This window comes from Xanthomonas codiaei (genome assembly GCF_002939785.1).
Taxonomy (GTDB): Bacteria; Pseudomonadota; Gammaproteobacteria; order Xanthomonadales; family Xanthomonadaceae; genus Xanthomonas; species Xanthomonas codiaei.
In genome coordinates, this window is the sequence record NZ_MDEC01000030.1 from 1 (window position 1) to 17,066 (window position 17,066).

14 protein-coding genes are annotated in these 17,066 nt (G+C 69.1%); 3 read left to right on the forward strand and 11 right to left on the reverse strand.

Annotated features, from left to right (window positions below; genetic code table 11):
* Positions 1-332: 332 nt before the first annotated feature.
* A complete protein-coding gene (gene hrpB, locus XcodCFBP4690_RS17880; RefSeq protein ID WP_167394693.1) occupies positions 333-2,834 on the reverse strand; it encodes an ATP-dependent helicase HrpB in 2,502 nt (833 codons plus the stop codon).
* A 183-nt stretch (positions 2,835-3,017) separates the two neighbouring features.
* On the opposite strand from hrpB, the gene XcodCFBP4690_RS17885 reads away from it, so the two are divergent.
* Positions 3,018-5,135: a methyl-accepting chemotaxis protein gene (locus tag XcodCFBP4690_RS17885; RefSeq protein WP_167394694.1), complete on the forward strand. Its 2,118-nt coding sequence runs from the start codon at positions 3,018-3,020 to the stop codon at positions 5,133-5,135.
* Between the two features lie 341 nt (positions 5,136-5,476).
* On the opposite strand, the gene XcodCFBP4690_RS17890 is transcribed toward XcodCFBP4690_RS17885, so the two are convergent.
* The 9 genes from XcodCFBP4690_RS17890 to XcodCFBP4690_RS17930 all read right to left on the reverse strand — a co-directional run bounded on the left by XcodCFBP4690_RS17890 (position 5,477) and on the right by XcodCFBP4690_RS17930 (position 13,158).
* Positions 5,477-5,719 (reverse strand): hypothetical protein, encoded by a 243-nt coding sequence (locus XcodCFBP4690_RS17890; RefSeq protein WP_244183699.1) that lies wholly within the window; start codon positions 5,717-5,719, stop codon positions 5,477-5,479.
* 800 nt (positions 5,720-6,519) lie between these two features.
* Positions 6,520-6,993 carry a YehS family protein gene (locus tag XcodCFBP4690_RS17895; RefSeq protein WP_104543123.1) on the reverse strand — a complete coding sequence of 158 codons (474 nt, stop codon included), beginning with the start codon at positions 6,991-6,993 and terminating at the stop codon, positions 6,520-6,522.
* A 118-nt stretch (positions 6,994-7,111) separates the two neighbouring features.
* Positions 7,112-7,471, reverse strand: coding sequence for a hydroxyisourate hydrolase (gene uraH, locus XcodCFBP4690_RS17900; RefSeq protein ID WP_104543044.1), 360 nt, complete (start codon positions 7,469-7,471; stop codon positions 7,112-7,114).
* On the reverse strand, positions 7,441-8,862 hold the full coding sequence (hpyO, locus tag XcodCFBP4690_RS17905) for an FAD-dependent urate hydroxylase HpyO (RefSeq protein ID WP_104543046.1): 1,422 nt from the start codon (positions 8,860-8,862) through the stop codon (positions 7,441-7,443). Before hpyO ends, uraH begins: the two co-directional genes overlap by 31 nt.
* Complete coding sequence (uraD, locus tag XcodCFBP4690_RS17910) at positions 8,859-9,350, reverse strand: 2-oxo-4-hydroxy-4-carboxy-5-ureidoimidazoline decarboxylase (RefSeq protein WP_104543048.1); 492 nt, start codon at positions 9,348-9,350, stop codon at positions 8,859-8,861. The genes hpyO and uraD overlap by 4 nt, the downstream gene beginning before the upstream one ends.
* Positions 9,347-9,742 carry an oxalurate catabolism protein HpxZ gene (gene hpxZ, locus XcodCFBP4690_RS17915; protein ID WP_104543050.1) on the reverse strand — a complete coding sequence of 132 codons (396 nt, stop codon included), beginning with the start codon at positions 9,740-9,742 and terminating at the stop codon, positions 9,347-9,349. The genes uraD and hpxZ overlap by 4 nt, the downstream gene beginning before the upstream one ends.
* Complete coding sequence (gene puuE / locus XcodCFBP4690_RS17920; RefSeq protein ID WP_104543052.1) at positions 9,739-10,629, reverse strand: allantoinase PuuE; 891 nt, start codon at positions 10,627-10,629, stop codon at positions 9,739-9,741. The genes hpxZ and puuE overlap by 4 nt, the downstream gene beginning before the upstream one ends.
* Positions 10,626-11,882, reverse strand: a complete 1,257-nt coding sequence (locus XcodCFBP4690_RS17925; RefSeq protein ID WP_104543054.1) for a pyridoxal-phosphate-dependent aminotransferase family protein — start codon at positions 11,880-11,882, stop codon at positions 10,626-10,628. Before XcodCFBP4690_RS17925 ends, puuE begins: the two co-directional genes overlap by 4 nt.
* Positions 11,872-13,158, reverse strand: a complete 1,287-nt coding sequence (locus XcodCFBP4690_RS17930) for an allantoate amidohydrolase (RefSeq protein ID WP_104543056.1) — start codon at positions 13,156-13,158, stop codon at positions 11,872-11,874. The genes XcodCFBP4690_RS17925 and XcodCFBP4690_RS17930 overlap by 11 nt, the downstream gene beginning before the upstream one ends.
* A gap of 318 nt (positions 13,159-13,476) precedes the next feature.
* Here XcodCFBP4690_RS17930 and XcodCFBP4690_RS17935 point away from each other — a divergent pair, with 318 nt between their 5' ends.
* The gene (locus tag XcodCFBP4690_RS17935) at positions 13,477-14,370 is read left to right on the forward strand and encodes a LysR family transcriptional regulator (protein WP_104543058.1); all 894 of its coding nucleotides are present in this window, start codon (positions 13,477-13,479) and stop codon (positions 14,368-14,370) included.
* Positions 14,371-14,786: 416 nt separating this feature from the next.
* Here the strand turns inward: XcodCFBP4690_RS17935 and XcodCFBP4690_RS17940 are convergent, their stop codons facing one another.
* Entirely contained in the window at positions 14,787-15,728 is a 942-nt protein-coding gene (locus tag XcodCFBP4690_RS17940; RefSeq protein ID WP_104543125.1) for a LysR substrate-binding domain-containing protein, read from the reverse strand.
* A gap of 365 nt (positions 15,729-16,093) precedes the next feature.
* Between XcodCFBP4690_RS17940 and XcodCFBP4690_RS17945 the strand changes: the two genes are divergently transcribed.
* Positions 16,094-16,981 (forward strand): alpha/beta fold hydrolase, encoded by an 888-nt coding sequence (locus tag XcodCFBP4690_RS17945; protein WP_104543127.1) that lies wholly within the window; start codon positions 16,094-16,096, stop codon positions 16,979-16,981.
* Positions 16,982-17,066 lie beyond the last annotated feature (85 nt).

Sequence of the window (17,066 nt, forward strand, 5' to 3'; positions counted from 1 at the left end):
CCTGGCAGGACTCCACTTCGTCGTCTTCTCCATCCTCATGCTTGGAAATGCCGCGTCTCTATTTCAAAGTTCATAACACGCTCTAGTCCCCTCCATGGAAGGAAGGTGCCCCGCAGGGGCGGATGAGGGTGCGCCTCAGGCATCTGCCAGTGCCCGGAATGAAAAACGCGTCGTCACGCGCCTTCAGAAGTGACGCTACGACGGCTTCGCCCGTACCCTCACCCCAACCCCCGCTCTGCGTCCCGGCCCGCGCGTGCGGCGCGGGCGCTCCAAGGCACACGCGCCAGTGGCGCGCGTGCCGCGCCTTCTCGCCTCAGGGGAGAGGGCTCACATCAGGTGCCGCGTGGCTTTGCCCTGTGGGTGGCCGTGGCGGTCCACGGATCGTCTGGCCACGGATGCCGCGGATACCGCCCCTTCATCTCCTTCCGGACATCCGGATACGTGGTGGCCCAGAAGCTCTTCAGGTCCTGGGTCACCTGCAGCGGGCGGCCGCCCGGGGAGAGCAGGTGCAGCGTGAGCGGGATGCGGCCGTCGGCGATGCGCGGGGTGTCGGCCAGGCCGAACAGTTCCTGCAACTTGACCGCCAGCACCGGTGGCAGCGGGTGCTGGGCGTGGTCGAGCGCGTAGTGGATCTGCCGCTCCATGCCCGACGGTACCGGGATGCGGGTGGGGGCGTGGCGGTCGATGGCCTGGCGGCGCTCCCAGGGCAGGGCGGCCTTGAGCGCTTCGCCCAGGCTGGCGTCCTCCAGCGCGTCGAGCCGGGTCTTGCCGGCGAAGGCCGGGCGCAGCCAGCTGTCCAGCGTGGCCAGCAGCGCCGCATCGGTGAGGTCGGGCAGCTCCAGCTCGGGCATCCACACCCGCAGCGACAGCGCGCGGGCGCGCCATTGCTGCAGGGTCTCGGTCCAGGGCAGGACGTCCAGGCCGAGTTGGCGCACCGCCTCGGTCAGGGCGCTGGCGGCCTGCGCCGGGTCGACGCGGCCGGCAGGGCGGCTGTCCAGCACGATGCGGTCGAAGCTGGACTGCCGGCGTGCGATGAGGGCGCGCTTGTCCGCGTCCCACTGCACCATGTCCTGCTGCACGAAGCGCTCGGGCAGGCTGGCGCGCAGGTAGTCCTCGTCCACGGGGGCGGCGCGCAGCAGCAAGGCGTCCTTGGCCTCGTAACGCAGTTCGCTGGCCACCAGCCAGGGTTCGCCGCGCAGGTCGCTATGGTCGAACAGGCGCGCGCTGCGGCCATTGGCCAACTGGTAGCGCAGCGGGTCGGCCGGGTGGCGGGCGGCGATGCGGTCGGGGAAGGCATGCGACAGCAGGTCGCCCAACACATGCGCTTCCACGCTGGCCGGCGGGGCGGTGTCGCAGCGCAGCCGGCGGCGCCATTGCTTGGCGGCGCTGTCGATGGCGGCCAGGCCGCCACGGTTGGCGTCGGGCGCGCTGCGGCCCTGGCGGAACGCGGCCAGGGCACGCCAGCGCGCGGGCAGGCCATCGCCGCCCTGCCGGAGCGGATCGCGCGCCTCCAGCAACGCGGCCAGATCGCAGGCCAGGGCCAGGCGCGTCGCGTCGCCGGCTTGCACCAGCATGGCGGCCAGGCGTGGATGCGTGCCCAGCGCCAGCATGCGGCGACCCAGCGCGGTGACGCCGCCACCGTCGGTGAGGGCGCCCAGGCGCTGCAGCAGTTCGCGTGCGGCGGCCAGGGCGCCGGCGGGCGGCGCATCGACAAAGCGCAGCGCATCGCTGCCCCAGGCGGCCAGTTCCAGCGCCAGCCCGGCCAGCTCCACCTGGGTGATCTCGGCACGCCGCTGCGGCTCCAGCCGCTGCGATTGCGGCCACAGCCGGTAGGCCCAGCCGCTGGCCACGCGACCAGCGCGGCCGGCGCGCTGGTCGGCCGAGGCCTGGGCGATGGTGGTCACATCCAGCCGCGAGAATCCGCTGTTGGGATCGTAGTGCGGCTCGCGCGCCTGGCCGCTGTCGATCACCACGCGCACCCCCGGCAGGGTTACCGACGATTCGGCCACGTTGGTGGCCAGCACCACGCGGCGACGGCCTTGCGGGTCCGGCTGCAGCACCTGGCCTTGCGCCTCCACCGAGAGCTCGCCGTGCAGCGGCAGCACCTGGATGGCCGGGTCCAGGACGTCGTCCAGCGCGGCCTGTACCCGCGCGATCTCGCGCTGGCCGGGCAGGAACACCAGCACATCGCCGGGATGGGTGGCCAAGGCCTGTTCCACCGCACGGCGCGTCTGCGGCTCCATGGCCTCGTCGCGGCGCGCCGGAAAATGTGCGATCTCCACCGGAAAGTTGCGCCCGGCGCTGCTGAGCCGTGGTGCGTCCAGGAAGCCGGCCAGGCGCTCGCCATCCAGCGTGGCCGACATCGCCACGATGCGCAGGTCATCGCGCACCTGCGCCTGCACATCCAGCGCCAGCGCCAGGCCCAGGTCGCCGGCCAGATGGCGTTCGTGGAATTCGTCGAACAGCAGCGCGCCCACGCGCTCCAGCAGGGGATCGTCCTGGATCATCCGGGTCAGGATGCCTTCGGTGACGACTTCTATCCGGGTACGCGCGGAGGTCTTGTTCTCGAAGCGGATGCGGTAGCCCACCGTCTCGCCGACCGGCTCGCCCAGCTGGCGCGCCATGAACAGCGCGGCGCTGCGCGCGGCCACCCGGCGCGGCTCCAGCATCACGATGCGGCGCCCGGCCAGCCAGGGCGCATCCAGCAGCGCCAGCGGCACCTGGGTGGTCTTGCCGGCACCGGGCGGAGCCTCGAGCACCAGCCGCGGATGCGTGTTCAAGCTGCCGAGCAGCTGGGGCAGCAGTGGGGCGATCGGAAACGCGGGGTCATTCATGCGCGGCAGGATACGCCGCGGGTGGCCGCCTGCACGATGGTCGGGTACGCGGGTGAAGGCTGTCGGGGAATGCGCACCGGATGGCGCCGGTCCGTCGCCATCGCGCCCGTCCCGGTCCTGCGCCGGCTTCAGAGCCGGGACGGCATGTCGATAACCCTCACAACCCCTCCGACTGAAGTCACCATGTCCTCCACCATGCCGAAGTTCGTCAGCCTGCAAAGCAAACTGCTGGGCGCGCTTGCGTTGGGCCTGGCTGTCATCCTGCTGTGCGCGCTCGGCGGCCTGGGTACGGCCTGGCTGAGCCTGTCGGGCAAGGTGCCGCCAGAGGTCGCGCAAGCCTCCAGCAGCGAAGAGATCACCCGCGATTTCCGCCTGCAGGTGCAGGAGTGGAAGAACGTGCTGATCCGCGGGCGCGACCCGGCGCAGCTGGACAAGCATCTGACAGCCTTCCGCGAGCAGGGCAAGAAGGTACAAGCCAGCACCGAGGCGCTGGCCAAGGCGGCGCAGGATCCGCAGGTCCGCGCGCTGGCGCAGGACTTCGCCACCGCGCACCTGCGCCTGCAGGCCAACTACGAAGCGGCGCTGGGCAAGTTCGCTGCCGCCGGTTACGACACCCAGGTGGGCGACCAACTGGTCAAGGGCCAGGACCGCGCGCCCAGCCACACGCTCGAAGCGCTGGTCCAGCGCAGCAAGATGCTGGCCGATGCGGCGGTGCTGGCCGGCTCGCAGTCGGCGCAGCGCAAGCTGGTGTATTCGGCTGTTGCCACCATCGCCGCAGCGCTGTGCCTGGTGGTGGTGCTGGGGTGGTGGATACGCCGCGCGATCGTGCGTCCGATCGAAACCGTTGCACAGGCGGCGCGCCTGGTGGCCGCCGGGGATCTGTCGGCGCGCGCGGCGGTCGCCACGCGCGACGAGATCGGCCTGCTCGGCCAGGCGATGGGGCAGGTGGTCACCACGCTGGCCGATGTGTCGAGTGCGCAGGCCGACATGGCCCAGCGCCATGAAGCCGGGCAGATGAGCTACCGCATGGATGCACAGGCCTTTCCTGGTGCCTACGGCCGCATGGTGGACGACACCAACAGCCTGATCGGTGCGCAGGTCGGCCTGATCGGTACCATGCTGCAGGTGATGCAGCATTACGCGGTGGGCGACATGTCGGTGGACATGCCGCGCCTGCCCGGCGAAAAGGCCCAGATCACCGAGGCCATGGACACCACCAAGCGCAACCTGGCCGCGATCAATGGCGAAATCCGCGGCCTGGTGGATGCCGCCGCCGCTGGCGACTTCGCCACCCGCGGCAACGCCGACGCGTATCAGTTCGAATTCCGTGGCATGGTCGAAGGCCTCAATGGTTTGATGCAGAACGTGGACTGCAACCTGGCCGAGTTGTCGCAGCTGCTCAAGGCCATTGCCGATGGCGACCTGACCGCGCGCATGCACGGCAACCAGCAGGGCGTGTTCGCGCGGATGCGCGACGACGCCAATGCCACCGTGCAACGCCTGACCGATATCGTCGGCGACATCACGCTGGCAGCGCAGACCATCCGCACCGCGTCGGCGGAAATCGCCGCCGGCAACAACGACCTGGCCCAGCGCACCGAACAGCAGGCGGCGAACCTGGAAGAAACCGCCGCCTCGATGGAAGAACTGACCTCCACCGTGCGGCAGAACGCCGAGACCGCGCAGCAGGCCAGCCGTGGCGCGCAGGCGGCGGCGGAGATCGCCAGCCGTGGCGGTGAAATGGTGGCCAGCGTGGTCGACACCATGGGCGAGATCGAAGGCTCGTCCAGGAAGATCGCCGAGATCATCAGCGTCATCGACGGCATCGCCTTCCAGACCAATATCCTGGCCTTGAACGCCGCGGTGGAAGCCGCACGTGCCGGCGAACAGGGCCGCGGTTTTGCCGTGGTGGCCTCAGAAGTGCGTGCGCTGGCGCAGCGTTCGGCCGGCGCGGCCAAGGAGGTCAAGCAGTTGATCGATGCGTCGGTGGATAGCGTGGCGCGCGGCAGCGCACGCGTGGATCAGGCCGAACGTACGATGCAGGACATCGTGCAGTCGGTACAGCAGGTCACCACGCTGATCGCGGAGATCTCCGCCGCTTCGCGCGAACAGTCGGCCGGCATCGAACAGGTGGCGCGCACCGTCAACGACATGGACGAAACCACGCAGCGCAATGCCGCGCTGGTGGAGGAAGCCTCGGCGGCCGCGCGTGCGATGGAAGAACAGGCCGTGGAGCTGAGCGAGGCGGTCTCCGTCTTTCGCCTGGACACACGGCAACCACGGCTGTCGGCTGCGGCCTAGTTGCAGGCACAAGGTCGGCCTCCCAGGTGCTTGCAGCATGCGCGCGTGGCACGGTGATGGATGCCTTGATCCTGGGCTGAGCGCAGCATCAAGTGGTTGAAGAAACACTCCAGGCCTCATTGATCATGCTGATGTGCTGATGTCGGGCGGCCTGCTCAGGCTCGCCTGGCTGCGGTACCGCCAGGTAGGTTGCGGTTGCTGCGAGCGTGCCGAAGCACGCCCCGAATGGGCGGGTGCGCGCTTCTTCTCTGGGGATTGGTTTCAGGACACCGCCTGGGTGTGGGCCGCAGTGCAGGCGCTGGGAAGCGACGCTGATCGGCAATGCACACGTTGCCTGGGTATCATGGCGTTGGTGTTGCGGGTGGGTCCGTATCGCCCTGGTATTGCCTGCCGAAGCACTTGCGCAGGCGTTGATCGCGCTCGCTCCGGGTGCAGGGTTTTTGCAGTGCGCCGGTCATCGAAAGCGCCGCGCCTGCCAGCTTCGAGCGGAACGCCCAGGTTTGCTGGACCTCGCCACCATCCGGTGTCCAGTGTTGGTTGAAGCGCGTGGTCTCGACCGGCACGGTGGTGCCCGGTGCGAGCATGCGTTGCGCACGCGAAGCGATCACCGGCGCCGTTTCAGGCAGGCGCAGATCGAGTGCGGGGCTGCCTGGGCCGGACACGGTGTCGGCCGTGGGCAGTCCAGTTGTGTGCTCTTGCACAGCGTTGGATTGAAGTGCAGGTGCAGCCTGGACGCGTGCTGGCACCGAATGGACGACCGCAGTCGGCTTGGCCGGCGGCGACGCAGGAGCCGGCCTGGTACGCGGCAGCAACCTGACGCTCAGGCGCGACGACGGCGAGGGGACGCGCGCGCTGCGCATGTCGGCCGGTTTTACCCAGCTCAACCAAGCGGCAAACAGGGCATGCAGCAGCACCACAACCACGAGTGACGCCAGCTGCTCAAGCCAGCGGGCAGACGCAGGCTGCTCCGCTGCACTATCCCGCATTGCACATTCCTGCATCGCACACGTCCCTGTGGTCTGCTGCCGACAATACCGACGCGCTGTTGGATTTGCGTTATCCGCAGGCGCGCTGTCCGGGTATGTTGATGCGTCGAGACGCCTGTGTGCGCATCCTGCTTGCTGGTCACCGGAAGGACTCGACGCATGTTGAGTGCGGCAGTCGTTCGCTGCGTGATCGCAGCTCGTAGCCTGGGTTGCGAGCGAGATCGCATGCCTGGATTAACCTGACCAATCCGCCACCTGGCATCCGTAGAACAGTTGCCAGCGCCGTGGCGCGGTCGACCCGACAGACGCCTTGCGCGCACTACGGTGCGCGCAAGGATCAGGGATCGATCCTGCATACACCGCCACTGTAGACAGCGGCGTCGCGCAGGTGCGAGCCTTCAGCCCGCTTCGCGCATCCGCGCGGTCAGGCCCTTGAGGAAGGCGCGCAGCAGCTGGTCGCCGCAGGGGCGGAAATTCTTGTGGCCGGGCTGGCGGAACAGCGCCGACAGTTCCGGCTTGGACAGCGGAAAGCCGGCGCTGGCGAAGATCGCGTGCATGTCCACGTCCTTCAGTTCAAAGGCCACGCGCAGCTTCTTCAGCACCAGGTTGTTGCCGACGCGGGTTTCCAGCGGGCGTGGCGGCTGGCTTTCGTCGCGGCCACGGAAACGCAGCACCAGGCCATCGAGGAAGCGCGCCAGCATCGCATCGGTGCAGGGCGCGAAGCCGGGCTCGTCTTCCTTCTTCAGCCAGGCCTGTACCTGCGGCTTGTCGAGCGCGAACCCGGGGTCGGCCAGGTGGGTGATCTCCACCACCTTGTCGTCGCTGAGGTCGAGCATGTAGCGGATGCTGCGCAGTACATCGTTGTGGATCATGACCATTCCGGAGCCCCGGCCCGTGGCCGGAAAGCGCATAGTCTACGGGGCCGGAGTGAAACAAGCCTTACACGCCGGCGCAGGCGCGGCAGTACCCGGTCGGCTGCGCACCGCGCGCTCAACTGCCGCGATAGGTCGAGTAGCCATAGGGCGAGAGCAGCAGCGGCACGTGGTAATGGCCGTCGTCGGCGATGCCGAAGGCGATCGGTACCTGCTCCAGGAACGGCGGGTCGGCCAGCGGCGTGCCGAGGCTGCGCCAATAGGCGGCCACATCGAATTCGAGCCGGTAGCGGCCCGGCGACAACGCCAGCGCCGCCAGCGCCGGGCAGCGTCCATCGGGATTGGTGACCGCCTCCAGCCGCAGCGTGTCGCCGGCGAACAGGCGCAGCGGCACGCCAGCGGCCGGACGCCCGAGCGCGGTATCCAGCACGTGGGTGGACAGCGTGCTCATGCCACCGCCTGGGTGGGTTGCGGCCACTGGCCGACGAATTCCGGCTGGTCGTAGGCCAGATAGCCATCGACGATGGCCTGACGGTCGTCCAGGAACAGCTGGTTGGCCACCGCGCGCGCCAGCCGCGGCAGCGCCACCTTCAGCCCGGACAGCGCCGCGGCCGACGGGCCGTGGTTGATCAGCGCCGAGTAGTTGAAGGCGAACAGCCCGTGCAGCAGCGCGGCATCCTCCGGCGTGCGCGGCAGCAGTTCGAACCCCGGCCCCAGGTAGGGATGGGCATCCAGCACCGGATTGGCCTGGCCCGGCGGCGGCTGGTAGCGGTCGGCCCAGCAGGCGATGCGCCCGGACAGCGCGGCCAGCTCCGGGCGCAGCTGCGGGTCGGTGACCAGGCCGGTGGCGATGGCGAGGAAATCGAAGCGGTGTTCGCCCTGCGGCGTGCGCACCACCACCGCGCCGTCGCGCTCGGCCACCTCCCGCCACGGCGCGCCCAGGTGCAGGGCGAAGCCGGTATGCGCGCAGGCGCGCTGGAAGGTGTCGTTGGTGGGCGGCTGGTTGTGCGCGAAGAAGCTGGCCATCATGCGGTACTTGTCCGCATCGGGCAGGGCGAGAAAGCGCGGAATGATGCCGGCCTGCTCCATGTGCCGGAACGGGTTGATGCGCGGCAGCTCACTGCGACGCACGAACACCTCGGCACTGGCGACGCCTTGCTCCAGCGCGAAACAGGCATTGTCGAACGCCGATGCGCCGCCGCCCAGGATGCCCACGCGCTTGCCGGCCAGCGCGGCGAAATCGATGTGGCCGGAAGTGTGCGCGTAGCGATGCGCGGGCAGGGCGTGGCCGATCCAGTCGGGCACCACCCATTGGCCGCCGCCCTGGATGCCGGTGGCCAGGATCAGCTTGCGTGTCAGCAGCGGTGCGCCCATCGCCAGGTGCAGGCGGTGGATGCCGGGTGCGATCTCCGGCTCCACCCGCACCAGCCGGGTGGCATTGCGCACCGGCAGCCGCAGTACCGCGCGGTACCAGCGCAGGTAGTCCATCCAGCTGCCGCGCGGAATCTTGTCCAGTGCGTCCCAGGCGGCGGCGCCGTGCTGCGCCTCCCACCAGGCGCGGAAGGTCAGCGACGGCACGCCCAGGTCGATCGAGGTGATCTGTTTGGGCGTGCGCAGCGTCTGCATGCGGGCGTAGGTCACCCAGGGGCCTTCCCGGCCGGCCGGGTTCTCGTCGATCACCAGCACGTTGTGCACGCGCTCGCGCTGCAGCGCGAAGGCCGCGCCCAGGCCGCTCTGGCCGGCGCCGACGATGATGGCGTCGTAGACATGCCCGGCCGGATGCACGCGCGGGGCCACCCAGGCATCGCCGCCGTGGGCCAGGCGTTGCAGGTCGCGGGCGAGGTCGCGTTCGAGCTGGGCCAGGCTCATGGCAATGCCTCCAGGCGTAGCTGCACGATCTTGCCGATCTCGGCGAGGGCGGTGGAAATCTCTTCGTTGCGCGATGCATCCAGGCGGCGTTCCAGCGCGGCCAGGATGCCGGCCTTGTCGTGCAGCCGCACGCAGATCACGAACGGAAAACCGAAGCGATGCCGGTAGGCCTGGTTGAGCGCATGGAAGTGCTGGAACTCGGCCTCGCTGAGCCGGTCCAGCCCGGCCGAGGCCTGTTCGGCGGTGGAGGCGGCGGTGAGCGTGCGATCGACCGCGGCCTTGCCGGCCAGTTCCGGATGCGCGCGGATCAACGCGATCTGCTCCTCGGCCGAGGCCTCCACCACCACCTGCATCAAGCCGCGGTGCAGGTCCGCCAATGGGCGCCGTCGCGCCGCGCGTTCCACCACCCACGGCGAGTGCTCGAATAGCTCGCGGTAGCGCGCGACGAACGCCGCATCGTCCAGCACGGGATCGTCGCTCACGCTCATGCGTGGCTCCCCTGCAGCGAGACGTGCGCGGCCACCACCTTCCAGCCATCGGCAAAGCGTACCCAGCTCTGGCTCTGGCGGCCGCGCGCGCTGCTGCCCTCGCGCTCGAATTCGGCATGCGTGGTGGCCAGATCCTGGCCGAAGCCATGCACCTCGACATGCGTGAGCCGGCGCTGCGGCGAGCCGCCGCGGCCGATGCGAAACGCGCGGATCGCGTCGATGCCATACAGCAACTCGCCCACCCCGTAGCGCACGGTGCTGGGCGCGGCATGAAACAGCGCATCCATTGCGGCGATGTCGTCGCGCATCAAGGCGTCCTCGTAGGCGTGGAAGGCGGCAGTCACTTGCGCGATCACCTCGGGCAGATCGATCTGCGATGCATCGATACTCATGCCGGATGCACCTGCAGCCAATGGCGGGCGATATCGATGCGTCGCGCCACCCAGGCATCGCCGCTGGCCAAGACGTGATCGACGAAGCGTGCCAGCGCTGCGGCACGCGCCGGCTTGCCGGCGATGCGCCCGTGCAGGCCGACCGAGAGCATGCGCCCGCCTTCGCTGCGCAGCTGCTCGAAGCCATCGCGCAGGTAGCGAAAGAACGGTTCGCCATCTGCAAAGCCGTTATAGGCGACGAACTTCATGTCGTTGGCATCCAGCGTGTACGGCACGATCAACTGCGCGCGGCCGTGGCGGCGGTCGTAGTACGGCACATCGTCGGCATAGCTGTCGGCGTCGTAGACGAAGCCGCCTTCCTCGGCGATCAGGCGCGCGGTATTGGGACTGGTGCGGCCCTGGTACCAGCCCAGCGGGCGGCTGCCGGTGACCTGGGTGTGCACGGCGATGGCCTGGGCGATATGCGCGCGCTCGGTGGCCTCATCCACCTGCTGGTAGTCGATCCAGCGCAGCCCGTGGCTGGCGATTTCCCAGCCGGCAGCCTGCATCGCCGCCACCGCCTCGGGATTGCTCGCCAACGCGTTGGCCACGCCGAACACGGTCACCGGTACGCCGCGCGCGGCGAACAACCGGTGCAGCCGCCAGAAGCCGGCGCGGCTGCCGTATTCGTACAGGCTTTCCATCGCCATGGCGCGTGCGCCGGGTTGCGCTTGCGCACCGACCATTTCCGACAGGAACGCCTCCGAGCCGGCATCGCCGTTGAGCACGCAGTTCTCGGCGCCCTCTTCGTAGTTGATCACGAACTGCACGGCAATGCGCGCGCCACCGGGCCAGTGCGCCGCCGGCGGCGTGGCGCCGTAGCCGACCAGGTCGCGCGCCGCGCTCATGCCACCGGCTCCGCGTGCCAGGCCGCCAGCGCGGCCTCCACTGCCAGGCCCGGCGTGCAGGCGTAGCCTTCGGCACGCAGCACCGCTTCCAGCGCGGCCAGGGTGATCAGCACCTTGTGCTTCATCGCGTTGTAGCCCATTGCGCCGATGCGCCAGATCTTGCCTTGCAGCGGGCCGAATGCGGTGCCGATCTCGATCTCGAAATCCTCGCGCATGCGCCGGCGCACCGCATCGTTGTCGATGCCCGGCGGGATCACCACGCCGGTGACGTTGGTCATGCGGTGCGCATCGCTGCCGAACACCTCCAGCCCCATCGCGCGGACACCGGCGCTCACCGCGCGGCCGGCGGCGGCGTGGCGGGCGAAGCGTGCGGGCAGGCCTTCCTGCAATGCCACGCGGGCGCATTCGCGTGCGCCGTACAGCATGGTGGTGGCTTCGGTGTGGTGATTGAGGCGCTTGTCCGACCAGTAATCCATGATCATCGCCAGGTCGAAATAATTGGAGGCGATGCGCGGGCCGCTGCCATTGGCGATGTCGGCGCGCACGATGCCGCGTTCGACATGGCGACGCGCAAAGATGGCCTCGGCCGCGCGCTCGGACACGGTGATCGGCGCCGAGCCGGAGGGCCCGCCCAGGCATTTCTGCAGGCCACCGGTGACCACGTCCACGCCCCAGCGGTCGCTGGCGATCTCCATGCCGCCGAGGGTGGCGGTGGCATCCACGTAACTCAGCGCACCGGCGGCGCGACACAGCGCACCCAGGCCGTCGAGCGGCTGCGCCATGGTGGTGGAGGTGTCGCCATGCACGGTGGCCACCAGCCTGGGTGCCACGCGTTCGATCGCCTCGGCAATGGCCTGCTGTGGCACCACCTCGCCCCAGGGCGCGTCCACGCTGTGCACCTGCGCGCCAAGGCGCTGCAGGATTTCGGTGAGCAACAGGCCGAAGCGGCCGAAGTCGATGACCAGCACGCGGTCGCCCGGTTGCACCAGCGACACCAGCGCCGCTTCGATGCCGGCGCGAGCGGTGCCGTCGACCAGGAACGTCCAGCGGTTGTCGGTGCCGAACAGCGGCCGGTACAGCGCCATCACCTCGTTCATGTAGCCGGTCATCTCCGGGTCGAACTGCCCCAGCAGGTCGGCGGCCATCGCGCGCAGCACGCGCGGATGCGCATTGACCGGGCCGGGGCCCATCAGCAGCCGCTGTGGCGGGTCGAGTTCGGCGAAGGTGTGCAGGTGACGCAGGTCAGGTGACAAGGGGCGCTCCCAGGTGATCGATGAAGTGGCGCATGACCGCCAGCGCGACCTCGGCGTCGGCCGGGTCGACGTGTTCGTCCGGATGATGGCTGACGCCGCCGGCGCAACGCACGAACAGCATGGCCGTCGGGCACAGCGCGGCCATCGTCATCGCATCGTGGCCGGCGCCGGAGACCAACCGCCGTGGGGCGATGCCTTGCGCGGCGACGGCGTGTTCGAGCCGGGTCATCAGCGCTGGTGCGCAGGGGCTGGCGGCCAGGGTTTGCAGTGGGTCGATGGCGATCGCAATGCCGCGTTCGCCGCCGATGCGGGCCAGTGCGTGTTCGATCGCGCGCACCGCGGCATCGCGGGTGGGGTCGTCGCCGGCGCGCACGTCCAGCGTGCAGTCCACCCGGCCGGGCACCACGTTGACCGCGCCGGGGGCGAGCTGCAGTTTGCCGACGGTGGCGACCAGATCGTTGCCGCCATCGCGGGCGATGCGTTCGATCGCCAACAGCGCTTCGGCCGCGGCGCTCAAGGCATCGCGACGCAGCGCCATCGTGGTGGTACCGGCATGCCCGGCGCGGCCTTGGAAACGCAGCGCGAAACGACGCTGCGCGGCGATCGCAGTGACAATACCCACCGGCAGGCCTTCGGCTTCGAGCACCGGGCCTTGTTCGATATGCGTCTCCAGATACGCCACCACGCTGCCCGGCGCGCGCGCGGCGTGGTGGATCTGCGCGATGTCCAGATCCCACTCTGCCAACGCGTTGGCGACATCGATGCCGGCCGCGTCGCTCACCGCCAACGTGGTCGCATCGAGCGTGCCGGCCACCGCGCGGCTGCAGAACATGGACGCCGGAAAGCGCGAGCCTTCCTCGTCGCCGAAGGCGATCACTTCGATGGCGAACGGCAGCCGGCGCGCTTGCGCCTGCAGTGCGGCCACGCACTCGATGCCGAGCAGCACGCCCAGCGGGCCGTCGTAGCGGCCGGCATCGCGCACGCTGTCCAGGTGGCTGCCGATCAGCAGCGCCGGTGCATTGGCGTGCATGCCCTCGTAGCGTCCGATCAGGTTGGCCGCCGCATCCAGCCGCACCTGCATCCCGGCCTGGCGCATCCACTCGCCCACCTGCGCCACCGCGGCGCGGTGTGCGGGGCTGAGCCAGGCGCGGAACAGGCCACCGGGCGTGTCGCTGAAAGGCGCTGCGCCCAGCTGGTCGCAACGCGCCACCGCGCGCGCGCCGGATGCCGCCTGTCCGGACGCTGCCTGATCGACGGCAACCGCTGCACTCAGCATGCGCCAGCCCGGCTAGAGCGATCCGGATGCCTTGCACGCGGCAGGGCCAACGCAGTGGCGGAAGGGAACATGCTGCGTCCTTGAAAGGGAAGGCGTGGGACCGATCCACGGCGGGAGGGCGGTCGTTTCGACTATACGAAGGCAGGCGTGTCGCCCCAAAGCGGTTTTTTTCGAGGGTGGCGTTGCAAAAAACGCGACAGCGCAGGCGCCGGCCCAATCTGCGGCAGGGAGAATGGACAACCACCGTCATCGCCAGGAGCAGCGGGTGGCCCACGACCAGGCTGCTACAGTCCTGCAGAGCATGAATCGGATTCACCAATGGCACGCGATAATTTCAAGGATCTGCTGGCGCTGATCGCCATCGTGCGGGAAGGCAGCTTCACGCGTGCCGCGGCCACGCTGGGCGTATCGCAATCGGCGCTCAGCCACACCATCCGCGGGCTGGAAGCAACGCTGGGGCTGCGACTGCTCACCCGCACCACCCGCAGCGTGGCGCCGACCGAGGCGGGCGAGCGCCTGATCCAGACCGTGGCACCGCGGTTCGCCGAGATCGAGGAAGCGCTGTCGGCACTGAGCGTGATGCGCGAGACTCCGTCCGGCAGCGTGCGCATCACCGCCACCGACTATGCCGCGCGCGAAATCCTGTGGCCGCGGCTGGCCGTGCTGCTGCGCCAGTATCCGGACATCAAACTGGAGCTGGTGGTGGACAACGGCCTGACCGATATCGTGGCCGACCGGTACGATCTGGGCGTGCGCCTGGGCGACCAGGTGGAAAAGGATATGATTGCCGCACGTATCGCGCCGGACATGCGCATGGCGCTGGTGGCCTCGCCTGCCTATCTTGCGCGCAGGCCGGTGCCGACCACGCCGCAGGATCTGACCGCCCACACCTGCATCAACCTGCGCATGAAGAGCGCCGGCGGGCTGTATGCCTGGGAGCTGGAAAAAGATGGCCGCGAAGTCATCGTGCGCGTGGAGGGGCAGCTCATCTTCAACGGGATCTACGAAGCGCTGGATGCGGCACTGGACGGTTTCGGCATTGCGTTCGTGCAGGAAGACCTGGTGCGCCCGCATCTGGAGGCCGGGCGGCTGCGCTGGCTGATGCAGGACTGGTCGCCGACCTGGCCGGGCCTGCATGCGTTCTATCCCAGCCGCCGGCACTCTTCGCCGGCATTCAATCTGGTGCTGGACGCGCTGCGCTACAAAGGGTGATGCCGCGCGCGGCATCGCAACGGCGCACGTACCGGTTAGGACAAGGCACGGCTCATGAGTGCGCCTCATAGGCCCGTGCGGCTGATCGATCTTTATCGCCGGCGGCGGCCTACGTAATCTTCGCCTCCGCCACGCCGCACGCCAGCACAGCCAGACTGCGCGGTCGTCCTGTTGCCGGCCCGAAGCCGATGCCCGGCATCTGCTGCCATTCCATTCCCAGACCTCGCCCCCGGCCATCGGTGATGCCGGTGGCGCGAGGTCGTTCTGCACGTTCTTGTGAGGCCCCGTGATGCCAGCCAATGCCGTTGCCACCGACACAGCACCGCGTGATGCGGTTGCAGATACGCGCCAGCGCTGGGGCGCGGTGGGTTCGATGTCACTGTGCGTGGCGCTGTTGATTGCAGCCCGATGCAGCGTTACGTCCCTCCGGCCGGAGGCGCCTCGCCAAGTTCCTGGCGTAATGCGTCGACGCACTCGTCGACGAAGCGGCGCACCTTGGACGAGCCGCGACGTCCTTCCACATGCACCACATGCACCGGTTCCGGCGCGATTTCGAACTCTTCCAGCACGCAGGCGAGTTGCCCGCTGCGCAGGTACTCGCGCACCTGGTAGGACGGCACCTGGGTCAGCCCCCAACCCTGCAGTGCGGCGTGGATGGCGGCGTTGGAGGCGCTGACGCTGAGCCGCGCGCCCACATCCACCAGATGCTCGCGGCCATCCACCCGGAACGGCCAGCGCGGTGCGCGCTCGGTCGACGAGATCGTCACGGTGGCGTGTTGCATCAGCGCATCCGGATGCAGCGGAATGCCGTGCGTGCGCAGATAACCGGGCGTGGCGCACACCATGCGGCGCACGCTGCCGACCGGGATGGCGGTCAGCGACGAGTCGGGCAATGCACCGATCCGCACGGCCACATCGATGCCCTCCTCCAGCAGCGCCATCACCCGATCCAGCAGGACGGCGCGCACCTGCACCTGCGGGTAGCGCTGCAGGAAGCGTGTCACCACCGGCATCACGTGCAGGGCGCCGAACATCTGCGGTGCGGTCACCGTGAGTACGCCGCCAGGCAGTGCGTGCATCCCGGCCGCGCGCGTCTCCAGCTCGTCCAGCTCGCTCAGCAGGCGCCGGCAATCGCTGGCGTACTGCTGGCCGGCCTCGGTGAGCCGCATGCTGCGGGTGCTGCGGACCACCAGCAGCACGCCGAGACGGCGCTCCAGCTGCGCGATGGTGCGGGTGACCGTGGCGGTGGAAATGCCGAGCTTGCGCGCCACCCCGGCAAAGCTCGCCTGCTCGGCCAGCGCCGCGAACAGCGTCATTTCCTGGATGCGATCCACCGATGCCTCGCGCTCGACCATCACCTTCGACAAGGCGCGAAGCCTAGCAGCCCGCAGTGAGCGAGCCGCCAAGGTGCGTCTGCCCTACATGCATGCGAGCGCAACCGCCGGGCGCGGCATTGCGCGCCACGCAATGCTCCATTCAACCCTACGGTGGTTCTCGCGCCATGCCGGCGCACCTAGCATGGCCGCCATTCCACGCGCCCTTGCCGGATCCCATGCACGCCGAGTCACGCACCGCGTTCACTCCACACGACGTTCCGGCACTGCGCGAGCGCCGCAGTGTCCTGCGCGCGTCCTGGATCGGCACCGCGCTGGCCTTGGGTGCCGGCGTACTGCGGGCGGCCGACACGCCTGGCCGCCATGTCCCACCCCTTGCAGGAGACAGCATGTCCCACGATCCCAACCAGCGTGTCCGCTATCGCACCCAACAGGTCGGCGATGTCCAAGTGTTCTACCGCGAAGCCGGGCGCCAGGATGCACCGGTGCTGTTGCTGCTGCATGGCTTTCCCAGTGCCAGCCACATGTTCCGCGACCTGATGCCCTTGCTGGCAAGCCAGTACCGCCTGATCGCGCCGGACCTGCCTGGTTTCGGCATGACCAAGGCGCCGCCGCGCGGGCAGTTCGACTACACCTTCGAGGCGCTCTACAAGGTGATCGAAGGCTTCACCGAGGCCCTGGGCCTGGACCGCTATGCGCTGTATGTCTTCGACTACGGCGCGCCGGTGGGCCTGCGGCTGGCAGCGGCAAACCCGCACAAGGTCAGTGCCATCGTCAGCCAGAACGGCAATGCCTATCTGGAGGGTTTCAGCGATCAATGGGATGCCTGGCAGGCGTACTGGCGCGAGCCGACGGACGCCAATCGCCAGGCCTGCCGTGCCTCGCTGTCGGCGCAGACCATCCGCGAGTGGCAGTACGGCACCGGTGCCGATCCGAGCAGGCTCTCGCCCGACGGCTACACCCTGGACATCGCCTACATGACGCGCCCGGGTGCCGAAGAAATCCAGCTGGACCTGATCCTGGACTACCGCAGCAACCTGCAGGCCTACCCGGCGTTCCATGCGTATTTCCGCGCCCATCAGCCGCCGTTGCTGGCGGTGTGGGGCAGGCACGATCCGGCCTTCGTGCCGGCCGGCGCGCAGGCCTACCGCACCGATCTGCCGAACGCCGAAGTGCACCTGCTGGACACCGGCCACTTCGCGCTGGAAACGCATGCGGCGGAGATCGCGGCGTACCTGCGTGATTTCCTGTCGCGTGCGCTCGGTGGATCGGCGTAATCCGGGCACCGGGCCTGGCATGCGAAAGCGGCGACAGGGATGCGTACGCGCGCAGGGAGCTGGCGGTTGTGCGTGCTAGCGTGCC